Raw genomic sequence first — 16918 nt, forward strand, 5'->3', positions numbered from 1 at the left:
GGGAGGAGAGGTCTCTCAGCGCCCTGCGCGCGTTGCGAGCAGCAGGATGCCCTTGGTCGACTCCCGCCAGGCGGACCCGCTGCGCGCGAAGAGCGAGCCGCTCGAGGCGAGCACCCGCATACCCGATGAACTCTTCGCGCCCGCGATCGACGCCGCCCCGGCCGGCGCGGTCTCCAAGGTCCCCGGGCCTCCGACGATCTGCGTCAGGATCTTGGGCCCATCCACTTCCGTCAGGATGCCGAGGCGATCGGAACCGAGCCACACCACGTCGTTCGCGGGTCCGTCGAGCCGAGCGACCTGCAGGGCGTCGCCGAGACTCGTCGGCATGCCGTTGCCGTCCCGCACCACCGCGGAGACGACGACCCACCGCTCCCCGCCGACCACCACGATCGCGGCCACGCGAGCTCCATCGGAGGAGACCCGGATCGCCGACACCTCGGACGCGCCCGGCCAGGCATCGGCGACATCATGACGCACGACATCGTCGCCCACCGCGAACAGTTGTCCCGGCGCGCTCGCCGGCACGGACCACGTGTAGCCATAGGGGTCGAGAGACGGCGCGATCAGCCCCGGCCTCGCGTCGAGCTCGTCGAGACTGCCACCTCCTGCGAGGAACACCTTTCCGTCCGTGAGCCGGATGGCCGCGTGGGACTCGTCCACCGACACATCGATCGCCGTCGCGGGCAGCGGGAGGCCGAGGACCGCCCCGCTGATCCCGGCGAGCGGGGTGATCTCCGTGCCCACGATGGTCCCGAACGCGCCGTCCTTCAGCACGATGCTCCCCACATCCGCAGGCTCTTCGACGACCTTCACCACTCCCGCGTTGAGGGCGCGTCCGTCGATGGTGAACCGCACCTGACTGACGTGGATGCCCGCCGCTTTGAGCGTCGCCTGGAGCTGCGTGCGCATGCGCGAGAGCGTCGTCGGGTCGAGGCCCTGCGCGGCCCGGTTCAATGCGACGTCCGCGACCAGTTCGGCATCGATGAACACGGCGTCGCGGGCGAGCTTGACATCGGACGGGAACGCGCTCTGGACCGCCGGCTCCAACCACGGGCTGGGTGCGCCCTCGATCAGGGTCTGCGTGACCGCCGTCGCGATGCTCTCGCGTCGAGGAAGCCAGCGGACGTCGGGGACCAGCCGCGACCAGCCCTCGTCGAAGTACTGCAGCGGATAGTCGCCGAACACCTGCGGGAAGCGCGACTGGTCGATGACGATGCCGTTCGGGGCCTTCGAGATGCGCCATTCGCCCTCGGTCTTGACGACGGAGAAGGTGAGGGAGGAGGTCCCCGTGGCCGCCGAGTACGCGCCCGTTCCGTCCACGCTCGCGACCATGTCGATCCCGACCTGGATCTCCACGGTGTCGCCGTTCTTCGCGTCGGAGACGTCCTCCGCATCGGAGACGAACGTCCGCGAGGACGAGCTCTCGTCGATGGAGACGCCCTCACTGGGGCGCCAGGTCGCCGCGAGTTCGGGCGTGAGGAACTTCCTCGCCACGGCCCAGACGTCGGTCGGCGTCACCGCAGCCTCGAGGAAGTCGTCGACGATCTTCCTCGGACTCGCCCCGGGAAGCGGATCCGACGCGAGCAGGAGGATCTCGGGGACCTCTGACGACTCCCCCAGCGCGAGTCCCTGCTTCGGGTCTCCGCTGGTCGGCAGGCCGGTGCACGACGAGAGCAGGAGGGCGGCCGCCGCCGCCGCGACGATCGTGCGCAGGATGCGTGAGGTGCGCCGCGCCATCAGAGGCTCCCCTCGTCGAACAGATGCGGGGGCAGGTCGGCGAGCTCGATCGGCTGGGTCGCATCGGTGAGCTCGGCCAGGGGCTCCTGTGGTTCCAGCGGCACCGGGGACGGCCCGTCGATCACTCCCTGATGACGGGGCAGCGTGAGGACGAAATTGGTGCCCACACCGATCTCCGACCACACCGCGAGGGTGCCGCCGTGCAGCATCGCGTCGCCCAGCGCGATCGACAGGCCGAGACCCGTCCCGCCGATCGTGCGCTGGCGCGAGGGGTCGGCCCGCCAGAACCGGTCGAACACGCGTTCTGCGTCGTCCGGTTCCATCCCGAGGCCGGAATCCCTGACCCCGACGGCGACGGCGTGCTGATTGCTGTCCACCGTGATGACCACGGGGCGTCCTTCGCCGTGCTCGATCGCGTTCCCGATGAGGTTGCGCAGCACGCGCCGCACCCTGCGCGGATCCATGTCCACGGGAGAGTATCCGCCGGGGGCGACGAGACGCAGTTCGGTGTCGTGCCCCTCGGCGAGCGGCCGCATCTGATCGATCATGTCCTCGGCGAGGTGCGCGAGGCTCGTCGCCTCGAGTTCCAGCTGCACGGAGCCCGCATCGTAGCGGCTGATCTCGAGCAGGTCGGAGAGCAGGGTCTCGAACCGCTGCACCTGGGTGTGCAGCAGCTCCGTCGTCCGCGACATCACGGGGTCGAACTCGTCGCGCTGGTCGTTGAGCATGTCTGCCGCGAGGCGGATCGTGGTCAACGGCGTCCTCAGCTCGTGCGACACGTCGGACACGAACCGCTGCTGCACGAGAGAGAGCTCGCCGAGCTCCTTGATCTGCGCCTCGATGCTGTCCGCCATGGCGTTGAACGAACGACCGAGCGTCGCCAGCTCGTCTTCGCCTCGCACTTCGAGGCGGACGCCGAGATCACCGGAGGCGAGCCGAGCACTCGTCTCCGCGGCCTCGACGATCGGCGTCGACACGGTCCTAAGCACGATGAAGGAGATCGCGGCGACGATCGCGACGAGGCCGATCCCGGCGATCCACAGCGTCCGCTGCACGAAGGACAGCGTCTGATCGGCGTCGGAGAGATCGTAGGAGAAGTACATCTGGAACGGACCGGCCTGAGGCACCTTGATCTGCTGGCCGACGATGATCCCCGGCACCTCCCTGCCCGACACCGTCAGCGCGACGGACTGCCATGTCTGCCTGTCGTCGAACTCGACGACGCGGAAGCGCAGCGCCTGCGTGATGAGGTTCTCGCTCAGTCCCGCCGTGAACCCGTTCAGGCGCACGGCGGCCGTATCCGTCCCGGCCTTCGCGTTGATCCGGATGCCCGCGATCCCCTCCGCGGTCGAGTTGCGCGCGAGGTCCCTCTGCACGCTGTCCCACAGCTCGGACAGCGCAGCGGGGTCGTCGCTGATCGCCGCGGAGTCGAGCACGGCCTGGGCCTGATCGACCGCCCTGCGCGCGTCCTCCAGCACTTCGTTCTTCCGCGAGTCGAAGAGATCCCCCTGGATGACGAGCGCCATCGTGACGCAGGTGACGAGGATCGCCAGCGACGTCAGCAGAAGAGTGACGGTCAAGGTCCGGAACCGCAGCGAGCGCCGCCAGAGCAGGCTCAGAGAGGACGGCCAGCCGCGCCAGTCGCGAAGGACAGCGACCGCCGTGGTGGTCGCTGTCGTCGCGGCCATGATGCGCCTAGCCGACGCTCCCGGCGCGGTAGCCGACGCCACGCACCGTCATGACGATCTTGGGGTTGTCCGGGTCGAGCTCGACCTTCGCGCGCAGTCGCTGCACGTGCACGTTCACCAGACGGGTGTCTGCCTTGTAGTGGTAGCCCCACACCTGCTCCAGGAGCATCTCGCGCGAGAAGACCTGCTGCGGCTTGGAGGCGAGAGCGACCAGGAGCTGGAACTCCAGCGGAGTGAGGGCGATCGGAGCCGTTCCTCTGCGCACCTCGTGCGCGTCGACGTCGACGGTGAGGTCGCCGACGCGCAGCTGCTCACTGGTCTGCTGCGGGGCCGGACGGAGCCTCGTGCGGATGCGCGCGACGAGCTCCTTCGGATTGAAGGGCTTGACGATGTAGTCGTCTGCGCCGACCTCCAGTCCGCGGACCACGTCGGCGGTGTCGCTGCGAGCCGTGAGCATGATCACCGGCACGCCGGATTCTGCACGGATACGGGTGCAGATCTCGATCCCGTCCATACCCGGGAGCATGAGGTCGAGCAGCACGAGATCGGGGCGCTGGGTGCGCCATTCCTCGACCGCCCGCGCACCGTCGGCGCAGAACACCGGCTCGAAGCCCTCGGTGCGCAGCACGATGCCGATCATCTCTGCGAGCGCGGTGTCGTCGTCGACCACAAGAATGCGTGAGGTCATAACAGTTACCTTATGGCACTGGGTACCACCGATCCGGTGTCTGCGCATCTTGGACGTGTTGTGACACGATGGGAGCGCACGACGGAGGGAGTGCTGTGAGTGGCCAGACCTGGACCCCTGCCCCGAAGAAGGGGCTCATCCCCCTGCATCCGCTGACGTTCGGGATGCTGCTGGGGCGATCGTTCTCGGCGCTGCGCCACAATCCGAAGGTGCTGTTCGGCTTCGGAGTCGTCGTGCAGCTGTTCGTCGTCGTGCTGAGCTCCGTCGTGATGGGCTACGTGTTCTTCACCACGTTCGCGCGCCTGCAGTCCGTGTCGATCTCGTCCCCCGACTTCGAGTCGATCTTCGCGGGGACCATCGCCATGAATCTCGTCGCCGGCATCGCGGTCGGACTGGCATCGGTGGCCTTCACCGCGATGATGCAGGGCGTCGTCGCGGCCGAGGTCGGATACGGCGCGGTCGGCGTGAAGGCGTCGCTGGGCACGCTGTGGCGCAGGATGGCGCCGTCCTTCTGGCGTCTCGCCGGCTTCTCGATGCTGGCCGTGCTCGCCGTCTTCGGCGTCGTCGCCGTCGTGTTCGCCGTGATCGCCGGGATCATCGTCGCCGTGGGCGGCAACGGGACCGACCAGATCGGCATCATCGTGGCGGTCGTCATCATCCTGATCCTCGCGATGATCCCGCTCTCGGTCTGGCTGAGCACCAAGCTCCTGCTGGTGCCGTCCGTGCTCGTGCTCGAACGCGCGACCCTGCGCGGCGCCCTCGTGCGTTCCTGGCGACTCACGCGCGGGCGCTTCTGGGTCGCGTGGGGCGTGACGATCCTCATCGGCATCATCATGGGTGTGGCCACCCAGGTGGTGAGCATCCCCGTCTCCCTGTTCGCCGGCCTTCTGGGCGGAGTCATCATGCCCACGGGCAGCTCAGCCGACCCCGGCGCCGTGTTCGGCTTCGTGCTGGCTCTGCTGGTGCCGCAGATCCTCCTCCTGATCCTCCAGGCGATCACCCTGGTCGTGCAGAGCACGGCGGGCACGCTCGTCTACGTCGACAGTCGGATGCGCTACGAAGGCCTCGATCAGACGCTGATCGCCCATGTCGAGAGGCGCGACCTCGGCTGGACAGAGGATCAGCTCGGCGATCCCTTCGTCGTCGACCCCGCGCGTGCCGTCACCGACGCTCCCCCGCCCGTGCAGCCGCCGGAGTGGGCGGTGGCGCAGGCCACCTATGCCGCGAGTCAGGGGTACCCCGCACAGGGGTATGCAGCGCAGTATCCGGTGCAGAGCAACCCCACCGCTCCGTACCCGGGTCAGGGATACCCGGTTCCGCAGCAGTACGCCCCGGCGCCGCCGTACCCGCAGACCGGCGCGGCGACCCCGCACCCGCCCGCATACGCACCGCAGCAGCCACCTGCCTACGCTCCGCAGCAACCGCATGCGCCGCAGCCGCCGGCACACGCACAGCAGCCACCTGCTCCGACGTCGCAGCCTCCTGCGTATCCGACGCCCGCGGCGCCGCAGCCGCCCGCCGCGCCCGCACAGGAAGCCGCTCCGTCCGACCGCGCCCCGGAGACCGGGTGGGCTGCTCCCGGTTCCGACGGGGCGGCATGATCCGTCCGTTCGACGACGTCGTCGTCCCCGATGGGGACGACGCGCGACAGTGGGCCGAGCAGGAGCTCTCGAACCCTCGCTACGCGGATGCGAAGCCGACGTGGTTCGATCTCATGGCACGCGACATCGGCCGCTTCCTCGCCGACCTGTTCTCCTCCGACAACTCGAACGCCGTCGGTCCGAGCGCCCTCATCGTCGTGAGCGTCGTGATCTTCGGCGCACTCGTCGCCGCGCTGATCATCTGGGGCCGTCCGCAGCGCCCCCGAGCGGTGCGGCGCGCCTTGGGCGGACTGCTCGGAGCGGACGACGACCGCACCGCGGCGCAGTTGCGGGCCGACGCCGAGCGCAGCGCACGCGCCGGCGAATGGGACGACGCCACGGTCCTCCGGTTCCGGGCGCTCGCCCGCGGCCTCCTCGAACGCGACCTGATCGACCCCGCCCCCGGGGCGACGGCCCAGTCGATCGCGCGCGAGGTCGGCACGGTGTTCGCGTCCGAATCCTCTGCCGTGCGGACAGCCGCCGGCTCCTTCGACGATGTCCGCTACCTGCGGCATCCGGCGACGGCAGACAGCTACGCCCAGCTCGCCGCTGTGGACGAACGGCTCTGCGCACTGCACCCCGAGGCGGTGACCGCATGAGCCTCGTCGCAGAGGACACCGCGACGGCGTCTGCGGCGTCCACCGCGGAACGCCCACCACGTCGGCGCCGTCTTGGCACGCTGGGCGGTTGGGCCATCGTCGCGATCCTCGTGATCCTCGGGGCGTTCGTCGCGATCCAGGTGGGCGTGTCCATGCCGTCGTCACGCGGATCCCTCGACCCGGAAGGAGTCGGCGACTCCGGAGCGATGGCGCTGGCTGAGCTCCTCCGCGACCAGGGGGTCGAGGTCACCGTCGCCCGCTCCCGCGACGACGCCCGCGCCGCACTCGACGAGAACACGACTCTCGTCATGTCCAACCCCTACACCCTCACCGACGAGGGGCTGGAGCGCTTGATCGAGCCGGCCGATCGGGTCGTCTTCCTCTCGACGAGCTCGCACCTGCTCAGCCTGCTGGGGATCGGCACGAGCGCGAACGGCCTCTCCACCCCGGTCTCCGCGGACTGCACCGTGCCCGAGTTCGCGAAGGTCGGCGACATCCGCCCCGACCGGATGTTCGCCCCCGCGGACGGCGTCAAGGGGTGCTTCGGCGACGCGGATGCCGCCGCCGTGCTGGTCGACGACAACGGCGGCGTCCGTCGGACCGTCGTCGAGGCCGGCCGCCTCTTCAGCAACGCGTACCTCGCCGAGGACGGCAACGCGGCGCTCGGGCTCGCCCTGCTCGGCCAGAGCGAGAAGGTCGTCTGGTACGTGCCCTCCTTCGAGGACTCCGACATCCAGGGCGAGTCGCCCGACACCCTCGGATCCCTGACCCCCGGCTGGGTGACACCGGCGATCCTGCTCCTCTTCCTCGCCGGCGCCGCCGCCGCCTGGTGGCGGGGCCAGCGCTTCGGCCCGCTGGTGGCGGAGACCCTTCCCGTGACGGTGCGGGCATCCGAGACCATGCAGGGCCGCGCGCGGCTGACCGCCAAGGCGGCCGATTCCGCACACGCCGCCGAGGCGCTGCGCGACGGAAGCCGACGTCGGCTCGCCAGACGGCTCGGCCTCGCCGTGACCGCGACCCCCGACGAGATCGCGGACGCCGCATCCGACCGGCTGCGCATCCCCCGCGGCACGCTGCAGACCCTGCTGGCGGGACCGCTGCCCGCAGACGACCCATCGCTGATCCTGTTCGCGCGTCAGCTCGACGAGTTGGAGACCTCGGTCGACGACTCGACCCGCAGCCCGCGCACGCCGGAATGACCCTCTCCACACCGACGGAAGCCGAGGACGACACGTGACCGCTGAGAACTTCAACGACGCCGAGCTGCGGCAGGCGATGCATCGCGTGCGCGCGGAAGTGGACAAGGCCGTCGTCGGCCAGGCCGGCACGGTCACGGGCCTGCTCGTCTCACTGCTGGCCCGCGGGCACGTGCTCCTGGAGGGCGTGCCCGGCGTGGCGAAGACCCTGGTCGTGCGATCGTTCGCACGGGCCCTCGGCCTGGACACGAAGCGCGTGCAGTTCACCCCCGACCTGATGCCCGGCGATGTCACCGGCTCCCTCGTCTACGACGCCCGCACCGGCGAGTTCGACTTCCGCGCGGGCCCGGTGTTCACCAACATCCTCCTCGCGGACGAGATCAACCGCACTCCGCCCAAGACGCAGGCGGCGCTCCTGGAGGCCATGGAGGAGCGCCAGGTGTCCGCAGACGGCGTCAGCCGCGCCCTGCCCGACCCGTTCCTCGTCGCCGCGACGCAGAACCCGATCGAGCACGAGGGCACGTACTCGCTGCCCGAGGCACAGCTCGACCGCTTCCTCATGAAGCTCGTGGTGGGCATGCCGGAGCGCGACGCGGAGGTCTCTGTGCTCCGCAGGCACGCCTCGGGCTTCTCGCCGCGTGAGCTCACCGGCGTCGAGTCCGTCGTGACGGCCGACGAGATCCGCGCCGCGCAGGCGGCGGCCGCCCTCGTCGAGGTCACGGACGACGTGCTCGGCTACGTGGTCGACCTCGCCAGGGCGACCAGGCAGTCCCCGTCGGTCGAGCTCGGAGCGAGCCCTCGTGCATCCACCGGCCTGCTCGCGGCGGCGAAGGCGTGGGCCTGGCTGAACTCCTCCACCGCGGTCACCCCCGACCACATCCAGACCATGCTGGTGCCGGTCTGGCGGCACAGGCTCCAGCTGCGCCCGGACGCGCAGATGGAAGGCGTCTCGGCGGATGCCGTGCTCACCTCCGTCGTCCAGCAGACCAGGGTGCCGATCTAGGTGTTCGTCACCGGTCGCCTCGCCGTCGCTCTCGGCATCGGCATCATCCCGCTGGTCCTCGCCGGACTCGCGGGCTACTCGGGGTACGCCGCGCTGGGCATCTGGGCGGGGCTGTGCGCGGTTCTCGTCGCGGTCGACGTGCTCACGGCGGCGAGCCCCGCGAGAGCCGCGGTGACGCGCCGGGTGCCCGCGCGAGCACGACTGGGCGAACACGTCCCGGTGAGCGTCGCGGTGCACAATCTCGGCTCGCGCACGCTGCACGCCCTCATCCGCGACGCCTGGCAGCCGACCGCCGGCGCCGGGCCGGAGCGGCAGCGCCTGAGCATCCCTGCGGGCGAACGCCGCCGCGCGGACATCCCCCTGCTCCCCCGCCGGCGCGGCGAGCTCGTCAGCGAGTTCGTGGTGATCCGCTCGCGCGGCCCCCTCGGCCTCGCCGGCCGGCAGTCGAAGCACCGAGTTCGCGGTGCGATCCGCGTGCTGCCCGCGTTCTCCTCCCGCAAGCATCTGCCCTCGCGGCTCGCACGGCTGCGGGAGCTCGACGGCAACACGAGCATCCAGGTCCGAGGGCAGGGCACCGAGTTCGACTCGCTGCGCGAGTACGTCCGCGGCGACGACGTGCGCTCGATCGACTGGAGGGCGACCGCACGCGCGGGCACGACGATGCTGCGGACCTGGCGGCCCGAGCGCGATCGTCACGTCGTCATCATCATCGACACCGGCCGCACGGCCTCCGCACGCGTCGGCGACGGCACCAGGGTGGATGCGGCCCTCGAGGCCGCGCTTCTGCTCGCCGCCCTGGCGACGCGCGCCGGAGACCACGTGCACCTGCTCATGTACGACCGCGTCGTGCGCGCGAGGGTCACGGGCGTCGACGGCGCCGCGCTGCTCCCGGCGCTGACCGACGCGATGGCCCCCGTGCACGCGCGTCTCGTCGACACCGACTGGCCGAGCGCCTTCGCCGCCGTCCGCACGCTCACCACACGCCCCTCGCTGATCGTCGTGCTCACCGCACAGGATGCCGCGGAGTCTGCCCGAGGCTTCCTCGGCGCCTTCCCCGATGCGTCGCGGGCGACCTCGATCCTCGTCGGCTCGGTGACGGATGACGGCATCTCGGACCTCGCCAGGAGGCGCGACTCGCGCGAGGAGGTCTACCTCGCCGCAGCGGCCGAGCGCACCATGCGCGACGCCGAGAACGTGGCCGACGCGATCCGACGCGCCGGAGGCGAGGCGATCGCCTCCGATCCGGAGACGCTCCCCCCGCGCATCGCCGACCGCTACCTCGAGCTGAAGGCCGCCGGACGGCTCTGAACCGCAGAGCTGCCCGCCGAACATTGCGGCGACATCTTGCACGCCGAGAGCGTCGCCCGGCGCGCAGGAGTCGACTCAGCCGGCGACGAGCCGCGGAGTGCCGGCCTCGTACTCCACGAGGTCTCCGGTCTCGCCTCGACGGTAGGCGCGACCTCCGATCACGAGCATGTAGATGAGGAACACGGCGAGCGCCGCGGCGCCGATGCCGATCTTGACCGGCCAGGGCAGCGACCATCCCGTGACGAAACCCTCGATCAGACCGGCGAGGAACAGCGCGAAGATCAGGCCGATCGCGACGGTCGCGAGAGACCGTCCCTCGGCGGCGAGGGACTCCCCCCTGGTCCGATGGCCCGGCGCGACCCACGCCCAGAACAGGTGCAGCCCGCCCGCGCCGGCCACGAAGATGCTCGTCATCTCCAGCATCCCGTGCGGCAGGATGTAGAGGATCATGACGTCGACCTGGTCGTGCGCGGCCATGACCGCGCCGGAGACGCCGACGCCCATCGCATTCTGGACCATCGCATAGACCGGCCAGATCCCCGTGATGCCGAACAGGACGCACTGCAGGGCGATCCAGAAGTTGTTCCACCACACCATGCCCATGAACACGGCAGCCGGGTTCTCGGTGTAGTACCCGGTGAAGCTCTCATCCGCGTACTGCTTCAGGTCGGCCGGAGTGCCGAGCGTCGCGATCAGGGCCGGGTCGCTGGAGATCCACACGGCGGTGCCGACGGCGATCGCGATGAACGACAGGGCGATCACGAGGGTCGTCCAGCGCAGCCGGTACAGCGCCGCGGGAAGCTGCCTGGCGAAGAAGCGGGCGGCGAGGGTCAGGACGTTGTCGGACGCGCCGGTCAGCCGCAGCCGCGCCCTGATCAGGATCGTCGACAGGTACGCGCCCTGCGGGGACTCTCCCACCGAGGTCTTGAGATCGGCGAGATCCGCGGATGCCGCGCGGTAGCGCACGATGAGCTCGTCGACCCCGGCGCCGTCCAGCCGCGCACGGCTCAGTTCGTCGAGTCGTTCCCACTCGGCGCGGCGTGCATCGGTCAGCGCATCGGCATCCACCTGATTTACTGTACTCATGTCCGTGCCGTTCGATACGTCAGACGAGATGCTCTCCGGCGAAGCCGTGGCGATCGACGTGCAGCCGATCGGCTTCGTGCTGCGGGCGGCCGGAGCGATCATCGACATCCTCGTCAGCGTCGCGGTGTTCGTGATGTGGATCTTCGTGCGTCTGTGGCTGCTCGGCATCGGCGTCCTCGACGAGGCGACCGACACGATCGCCTCGATCATGGCGATCATCGTCAGCTTCGTGGTGCTGCCGATCACGATGGAGGTCGTCCTGAAGGGACGCAGCCTCGGGAAGCTCGCCGTCGGAGGACGCATCGTGCGCCTCGACGGCGGAGCGACCGGTTTCCGCCACGCCTTCATCCGCGCGCTGCTCGGCGTGCTGGAGATCTACATGACCCTCGGCGGCGTCGCCGTCCTCGCCGGCGCGTTCAGCGCTCGGTCGCAGCGCCTGGGCGACATGGTGGCCGGCACGTACAGTCAGCGCGTGCGCACCCCGAAGCTCGTCCCCCTGGCGCCCGTCCTTCCGCCGATGCTCGCGGGCTGGGCGCAGATCGCCGACGTCGCGCGTCTCCCCGATCGGCTCGCCCGCCGCATCTCGCAGTTCCTGGTGAGCGCGCCGCGCCTCACGCCGTCCGCACGCGAGCGCGTGGCCAGGGAGCTGCTGGCCGAAGCCTCGCCGTTCGTCTCGCCGATCCCCGCCGCGCCGCCCGAGGTCGTCCTCGTCGGCGTCACCGTGCTGCGCCGCGAGCGCGAGCGCCGCGCGCTGGAGAACGCCGGCGCGCGCGCCGAGAAGCTGACCGGTCGTCGCGTCGGCGTCTGAGCATCCCGCTCAGTAGCGGTAGTGCTCCAGCTTGTACGGCCCCTCGACGGGGACGCCGATGTAGGCGGCCTGCTCGTCGCTGAGTCGCGTGAGCTGCACGCCCAGAGCATCCAGGTGCAGACGGGCGACCTTCTCGTCGAGAGCCTTGGGCAGCGTGTAGACGCCGGTCGGATACGCCTCGATGTTCGTGAACAGCTCGAGCTGCGCCAGCACCTGGTTGGCGAAGGAGGCGCTCATGACGAAGGACGGGTGCCCCGTGGCGTTGCCCAGGTTCATCAGACGGCCCTCGCTGAGCACCAGCACGCTGCGTCCGTTCGGGAGGCGCCACTCGTGCACCTGCGGCTTGATCTCGACCTTCGAGACTCCGTCGAGCGCCTCGAGACCGGCCATGTCGATCTCGTTGTCGAAGTGACCGACGTTGGCCACGATCGCGAGGTGCTTGAGCGCCAGCAGATGCTGGGTCGTCACGACGTCGCGGTTGCCCGTGCCCGTCACGACGATGTCGACGGCGCCTGCGACGTCGATGAGACGCGCCACCTGGAAGCCGTCCATGGCGGCCTGCAGGGCGCAGATCGGGTCGACCTCGCTGACGATCACGCGGGCGCCCTGCCCGCGCAGGGCCTCCGCCGCACCCTTGCCGACGTCGCCGTAGCCGCAGACGAAAGCGACCTTGCCGCCCATCAGCACATCGGTCGCACGGTTCAGGCCGTCGGGCAGCGAGTGGCGGATGCCGTACTTGTTGTCGAACTTGCTCTTGGTCACCGAATCGTTGACGTTGATCGCCGGGAACAGGAGATCGCCGGCGGCCGCGAGCTCGTACAGGCGGTGGACGCCGGTCGTCGTCTCCTCCGTCACGCCGATGAGTCCGGCGGCGATCTTCGTCCATCGGTCGGTTGACGCGGCGAGCGAGGCGCGGAGCAGGTCGAGGATGATCGTGTACTCGTGCGAGTCGGCATCCGTCGCAGCGGGCACGGCTCCGGCCTTCTCGAACTCGACGCCCTTGTGCACGAGCAGCGTCGCGTCTCCCCCGTCGTCGAGGATGAGGTTCGGTCCGTCGAATCCGGATGCCGACCAGTCGAAGATCCGCTCCGTGCAGGCCCAGTACTCGTCGAGCGTCTCGCCCTTCCACGCGAACACCGGCACACCGCCCGGGGCGTCGACGGTTCCGGTCGGGCCGACGACGACCGCAGCGGCGGCCTCGTCCTGCGTGGAGAAGATGTTGCAGCTCGCCCAGCGGACCTCGGCGCCGAGAGCGGTCAGGGTCTCGATCAGCACGGCGGTCTGCACGGTCATGTGCAGGGAACCCGCGATCCGGGCGCCCTTGAGCGGCTGCGCCGGGCCGAACTCGGCGCGCAGGGCCATGAGCCCCGGCATCTCGTTCTCTGCAAGCCGCAGCTGGTGGCGGCCGGCTTCGGCCAGGGACAGATCGGCGACGCGGTACTCGAGCTCGGGCATGCCCCTATTCTGTCATCCCGTCAGAACCGGATCGCGTCGATGACCTTCACCCGCAGCGCGACGATCGCCGGGATGAATCCGGCCACGGCGCCGACCGCGACCGAGGCGATCAGGCCGATCATGGCCGCGCGCATCGGGAAGGGCGGGATGTCCTGGATCCCGTAGAACATCGAGGTGACCACCCAGTCCGATCGCAGGACGGCCACGACGATCGCGATCCCGATCACTCCGGCGACCGTCGTGGCGACCAGGCTCTCGAGCAGCACCGAGACGAACACCCGCCCCGAGGTCGCCCCGAACGCCCTGCGCACCCCGATCTCACGCACGCGCTGCCGCATGGCGACGAGCTGGATGTTGATCAGGCTCAGGGCGCCGAGCGCGAGGATGACCCCGGCGATGCCTCCGACGACCATCTCGAACGTCGCCATCGCGTTCACGTTCCCCGGCTGCGCGGCCCAGTCCGATCGGATCACCGTGATGGTCTGCCCCTCGGGGAGACCGGCCCGCAGATCCATCGCGAACACCGGCGCGATCTCGTCGACCCTGCTCTGCGAGACCCACACCTCGTACTGCACCTGGGCGCCTTCCGGGAGGGCGTCGACCCTCGCCCGGTAGGAGTCGAAGAGGAGGTCCACCCGCAGCGAGTCGTCCATGTATCCCTGACGCGGGACGACACCGACCACCTGGTAGGCGCCGCCGGCCGGACCCGCGAGCGACAGCGTCGGATGCTGTGCCAGGGGAACCCTGCCGATCCTCTCCCACAGGGCCTCCGTGATGATCACCGGCGGCGCGAGTGCCTCGACGTCCGCGTCGGCGAGCCAGCGCCCGTCGAGCAGCTCCTCTCGGTGGATCTGCGGGTACACGGGGTCGTACAGCCGTGCGTACACGTCGACGATGCCGTCGGGCAGCGCCACGGGCACGCTGAGCCCCTGCACGACCCTCGCCGCGTGACTGAAGTCGAACCGCGCGGCGGCGCCGGCGACGCGTGCGTCGAAGGCGTCCAGGTCGACGGGTGCGCCGTCCTCGCTCATCTGGCTGACGACCAGGGTCGCTGCGCGCCCACCGGATCTGTCCGACTGCTCCGTCTGATACTGGCGCTGATATTCCGAGAACGCGAAGACCGCGGTGAGCGCCGCGACCGAGACGGCGATGCCGATCAGGCTGAGCAGCACCCGCAGCTTGTGAACCCTGATCTCCGCCCAGGCGTCGGCCAGAGCACCGAGGATGCCGGTCACGATGCCTCCTCCGGTTCGGAGGCGGATGACGGCACGGACGCCGCGAGCGTCGACGCCTCGAAGGCGAGGCTGAGGTCGGCCGTCTCCAGGCGTCCGGCATCGAGTCGATAGTGCCGCCGCGCGCGTGCGGCGACGTGGAGATCGTGCGTGATCGTCACGAGCGCGGCATCCGTCTCGGTGGCGACCTCGTCGAGAAGTGCCATGACGGATGCCCCGGTGTCGATGTCGAGCGCGCCGGTGGGCTCGTCCGCGAGGATCAGCACGGGCCTGCGCACCAGCGCCCTGGCGATCGCCACCCGCTGCTGCTCGCCGCCGGAGAGCCGGTCGGCGATCTGTCCGGTGCGATGCCCGAGCCCGACGCGCTCGAGCATGTCGGCCGCGATCCGTCGGCGATTCCAGAACAGTTGGCCGCGTGCGTGCCCGAGCGGCATCATCACGTTGTCGAGCGCCGTCCGCCCCGGGAGCAGGTTGAACTGCTGGAACACGAAGCCGACGTTGTTCCCGCGCAGCCGGTCGAGCCTTCCCGCCCGCATGCGCCGGACCTCCGTGCCCTCGAAGGCGACCGTTCCCGTGGTCGGGGCGTCCAGCATCCCGAGGATGTTCAGGAGGGTCGACTTCCCCGAGCCGGAGCGCCCGACGATCGAGACGTGATCGCCCGCCCCGACCTCGAGGCTGATTCCGCGCAGGATCTCGAGCGTCGAGTCGTCGGCGAGCGTCACGCTCTTGGTGACGTCGTCGAGCCTGACGAGGGTCACCAGTTCGTCCCGCTGTCGCACTGCTCCACCCCTGGTGCGACCTCGTAGCAGTTCTCCTGCACGGGGGCGACGAAGCCGGGGACGAACTGCCTGATCGACTCCCCCTCATCGAGACCCGAGACCACCTCGACGATGGTGCCGTCGTTGACGCCGAGCGTGACGGCGCGCTCCTCGGGGTCGGCGCCGTCTCCGGCATCCACCCACACGTTGCCGCTGCCCGCTCCGCCCTGCACCGCCGTCACCGGGATCACGAGGGCGTCCTCGACCTTCCCGAGTGCGAGATCGAGCGTGGCCGGAAGCCCGGCGAACACGACCTGATCGGTCGGGATCGCGCATCGCACGCTCGCCGTGCCCTCTGGGCTCACTTCGACCCGCACTCCGGTGCAGGTGAAGGGCGCGGGTCCTCCGGTGATCGTGACGGATGCCTCGGTCGGCGCGTTCACGAGCCGGTAGAGCTGCACGGGCTCGACGGTGGCGAGCAGGTGATACCGGGCCGGGGTCATCTTGTAGATCTCGGTCCCCACGCTGGTGGGCTGCCCCTTCACGAGCGCGATCTCGGAGATCTCGCCCGCCTCTGGCGCGAGGACGTCGATGTCCTTCTTCGGATCGTCCTGCGTGATCGTGAAGAGCTTCTGACCGGCGGCGACCGTCGCGCCCTCGCCGACGTGCACCGCGGCGACGGCCCCGGTGATCTCGCTGCGCACGGTGAACGCGTCGTCGCGCGCGACGTTGCCGCTGAGCGAGAGCTCGTTGACGACGGATCCCCGTTCGACCGCGATGACCGGATCGGTGATCGCCGCCTCGGGTACGACCGCCGCCACGGTCTGGTCAGGGAAGAACGCGATCTTCACGAGCGCCACGGCAGTCGCGCCGAGCACGATGACGAGAAGGAGAGGGAAGATCCAGCGACGCCAGACGATCACGGCTGCCTTTCCGGCCACGCCACCATGGCGCGCCCGGAGTCAGCATAACCAGAAAATAGTTTCCGGGTATAGAGAAATGTTCAGGCGCGAAGAGCCTCGTGCCTCACGACGAGCCAGCCTGCGGGGACCGACAGCCTGTCGGCGTGCGGCGCGCACAGGTCGTGGGCGTTGGCGTGGTGCGCGATGCCGAGCGGCCCCAGAGCCGCCATCTGATCGCCGTAGTCGTAGGTGAGCGTCGCCACGGCCTCGCGAGCGCAGCCGACCTTCGAGCAGAGTCTTCCGTCCATCACCGCCAGGCTACGTCCGGCGGACGCCGGTCGGGGGATGCCGCGCCGCATGCGGAGGCACACCGCCTAGACTTCTGAACATGCCCCGTCGTCGCGCCGATCGCGCCTCCGCCGCTCCGCGGAGGGGCGCCCGTCACGGCCGACACGGCCGCCTCGGCCGCAGTGAGGTGGTCCGACCTCCCCTCGCCCCGCTCGACGGGCGGATCGACCGGTTCGACCTCACCGTCGGCACGGCAGTGGAGTTCCTGCGCGGCACGTGGACCGAACTGCAGGACGTGCGCTTCGAGATCGGCGCCATGCCGCTGTACGAATCGGGAGACGAGGTGCCCCGCTGGTACCTCGACCGCGACAACCGGCGCATCGTTCTGTTCCGATTGCCGATCGAGCGGCTGCTGCCGCCCGGTCACGACGACGCAGCCCATCGGCGCATGGCCATAGAAGGCGCCGTGTTCCGTGCAGCGGCGGAGTACGTCGGCCGCGAGCCCTGGGACCTCGGCCACGACCACTGAG

The 16918-nt window shown here is 70.0% G+C and carries 16 protein-coding genes; 7 read left to right on the top strand and 9 right to left on the bottom strand.

The window, feature by feature from the left end:
* Positions 1 to 15: 15 nt before the first annotated feature.
* The 3 genes from LC438_RS11915 to mtrA are packed head-to-tail and all read right to left on the bottom strand — an operon-like array spanning position 16 to position 4113.
* Positions 16 to 1737 (bottom strand): LpqB family beta-propeller domain-containing protein, encoded by a 1722-nt coding sequence (locus LC438_RS11915; protein WP_223586687.1) that lies wholly within the window; start codon positions 1735 to 1737, stop codon positions 16 to 18.
* The gene (gene mtrB, locus LC438_RS11920; RefSeq protein ID WP_223586688.1) at positions 1737 to 3425 is read right to left on the bottom strand and encodes an MtrAB system histidine kinase MtrB; all 1689 of its coding nucleotides are present in this window, start codon (positions 3423 to 3425) and stop codon (positions 1737 to 1739) included. The genes LC438_RS11915 and mtrB overlap by 1 nt, the downstream gene beginning before the upstream one ends.
* Before the next feature lie 7 nt (positions 3426 to 3432).
* On the bottom strand, positions 3433 to 4113 hold the full coding sequence (gene mtrA / locus LC438_RS11925) for an MtrAB system response regulator MtrA (RefSeq protein WP_105672460.1): 681 nt from the start codon (positions 4111 to 4113) through the stop codon (positions 3433 to 3435).
* 95 nt (positions 4114 to 4208) lie between these two features.
* Here mtrA and LC438_RS11930 point away from each other — a divergent pair, with 95 nt between their 5' ends.
* The 5 genes from LC438_RS11930 to LC438_RS11950 all read left to right on the top strand — a co-directional run bounded on the left by LC438_RS11930 (position 4209) and on the right by LC438_RS11950 (position 9859).
* Entirely contained in the window at positions 4209 to 5714 is a 1506-nt protein-coding gene (locus LC438_RS11930; RefSeq protein ID WP_223586689.1) for a hypothetical protein, read from the top strand.
* Positions 5711 to 6352, top strand: a complete 642-nt coding sequence (locus LC438_RS11935) for a DUF4129 domain-containing protein (RefSeq protein ID WP_223586690.1) — start codon at positions 5711 to 5713, stop codon at positions 6350 to 6352. The genes LC438_RS11930 and LC438_RS11935 overlap by 4 nt, the downstream gene beginning before the upstream one ends.
* The gene (locus LC438_RS11940) at positions 6349 to 7551 is read left to right on the top strand and encodes a DUF4350 domain-containing protein (RefSeq protein WP_105672463.1); all 1203 of its coding nucleotides are present in this window, start codon (positions 6349 to 6351) and stop codon (positions 7549 to 7551) included. The genes LC438_RS11935 and LC438_RS11940 overlap by 4 nt, the downstream gene beginning before the upstream one ends.
* A gap of 76 nt (positions 7552 to 7627) precedes the next feature.
* Positions 7628 to 8551: a MoxR family ATPase gene (locus LC438_RS11945; protein WP_223587469.1), complete on the top strand. Its 924-nt coding sequence runs from the start codon at positions 7628 to 7630 to the stop codon at positions 8549 to 8551.
* The gene (locus tag LC438_RS11950) at positions 8552 to 9859 is read left to right on the top strand and encodes a DUF58 domain-containing protein (RefSeq protein WP_223586691.1); all 1308 of its coding nucleotides are present in this window, start codon (positions 8552 to 8554) and stop codon (positions 9857 to 9859) included.
* 75 nt (positions 9860 to 9934) lie between these two features.
* On the opposite strand, the gene LC438_RS11955 is transcribed toward LC438_RS11950, so the two are convergent.
* Positions 9935 to 10927, bottom strand: coding sequence for a stage II sporulation protein M (locus LC438_RS11955; RefSeq protein WP_223587470.1), 993 nt, complete (start codon positions 10925 to 10927; stop codon positions 9935 to 9937).
* Between the two features lie 16 nt (positions 10928 to 10943).
* Here LC438_RS11955 and LC438_RS11960 point away from each other — a divergent pair, with 16 nt between their 5' ends.
* Positions 10944 to 11753 carry an RDD family protein gene (locus LC438_RS11960; RefSeq protein WP_105672467.1) on the top strand — a complete coding sequence of 270 codons (810 nt, stop codon included), beginning with the start codon at positions 10944 to 10946 and terminating at the stop codon, positions 11751 to 11753.
* A 9-nt stretch (positions 11754 to 11762) separates the two neighbouring features.
* Here LC438_RS11960 and ahcY read toward each other — a convergent pair whose 3' ends face one another.
* The 5 genes from ahcY to LC438_RS11985 all read right to left on the bottom strand — a co-directional run bounded on the left by ahcY (position 11763) and on the right by LC438_RS11985 (position 16408).
* Entirely contained in the window at positions 11763 to 13208 is a 1446-nt protein-coding gene (gene ahcY, locus LC438_RS11965; RefSeq protein WP_223586692.1) for an adenosylhomocysteinase, read from the bottom strand.
* 20 nt (positions 13209 to 13228) lie between these two features.
* A complete protein-coding gene (locus tag LC438_RS11970) occupies positions 13229 to 14443 on the bottom strand; it encodes an ABC transporter permease (protein WP_105672469.1) in 1215 nt (404 codons plus the stop codon).
* Positions 14440 to 15198, bottom strand: coding sequence for an ABC transporter ATP-binding protein (locus tag LC438_RS11975; RefSeq protein ID WP_223586693.1), 759 nt, complete (start codon positions 15196 to 15198; stop codon positions 14440 to 14442). The genes LC438_RS11970 and LC438_RS11975 overlap by 4 nt, the downstream gene beginning before the upstream one ends.
* A complete protein-coding gene (locus tag LC438_RS11980; RefSeq protein ID WP_223586694.1) occupies positions 15195 to 16139 on the bottom strand; it encodes an efflux RND transporter periplasmic adaptor subunit in 945 nt (314 codons plus the stop codon). The genes LC438_RS11975 and LC438_RS11980 overlap by 4 nt, the downstream gene beginning before the upstream one ends.
* Before the next feature lie 62 nt (positions 16140 to 16201).
* Positions 16202 to 16408: a DUF3499 family protein gene (locus tag LC438_RS11985; protein ID WP_105672472.1), complete on the bottom strand. Its 207-nt coding sequence runs from the start codon at positions 16406 to 16408 to the stop codon at positions 16202 to 16204.
* Between the two features lie 80 nt (positions 16409 to 16488).
* Here LC438_RS11985 and LC438_RS11990 point away from each other — a divergent pair, with 80 nt between their 5' ends.
* The gene (locus LC438_RS11990; RefSeq protein ID WP_223586695.1) at positions 16489 to 16917 is read left to right on the top strand and encodes a hypothetical protein; all 429 of its coding nucleotides are present in this window, start codon (positions 16489 to 16491) and stop codon (positions 16915 to 16917) included.
* Position 16918: the final 1 nt, after the last annotated feature.

The organism is Microbacterium sp. OVT16B, from assembly GCF_019969705.1.
Taxonomy (GTDB): domain Bacteria; phylum Actinomycetota; class Actinomycetes; order Actinomycetales; family Microbacteriaceae; genus Microbacterium; species Microbacterium natoriense.

Bases quoted from the DNA above. Each gene is read 5' to 3' on its own strand.
- LC438_RS11915 (WP_223586687.1), bottom strand. From the start codon at position 1,737: ATGGCGCGGCGCACCTCACGCATCCTGCGCACGATCGTCGCGGCGGCG.
- mtrB (WP_223586688.1), bottom strand. From the start codon at position 3,425: ATGGCCGCGACGACAGCGACCACCACGGCGGTCGCTGTCCTTCGCGAC.
- mtrA (WP_105672460.1), bottom strand. From the start codon at position 4,113: ATGACCTCACGCATTCTTGTGGTCGACGACGACACCGCGCTCGCAGAG.
- LC438_RS11935 (WP_223586690.1), top strand. From the start codon at position 5,711: ATGATCCGTCCGTTCGACGACGTCGTCGTCCCCGATGGGGACGACGCG.
- LC438_RS11940 (WP_105672463.1), top strand. From the start codon at position 6,349: ATGAGCCTCGTCGCAGAGGACACCGCGACGGCGTCTGCGGCGTCCACC.
- LC438_RS11945 (WP_223587469.1), top strand. From the start codon at position 7,628: ATGCATCGCGTGCGCGCGGAAGTGGACAAGGCCGTCGTCGGCCAGGCC.
- LC438_RS11960 (WP_105672467.1), top strand. From the start codon at position 10,944: ATGTCCGTGCCGTTCGATACGTCAGACGAGATGCTCTCCGGCGAAGCC.
- ahcY (WP_223586692.1), bottom strand. From the start codon at position 13,208: ATGCCCGAGCTCGAGTACCGCGTCGCCGATCTGTCCCTGGCCGAAGCC.
- LC438_RS11985 (WP_105672472.1), bottom strand. From the start codon at position 16,408: ATGGACGGAAGACTCTGCTCGAAGGTCGGCTGCGCTCGCGAGGCCGTG.
- LC438_RS11990 (WP_223586695.1), top strand. From the start codon at position 16,489: ATGCCCCGTCGTCGCGCCGATCGCGCCTCCGCCGCTCCGCGGAGGGGC.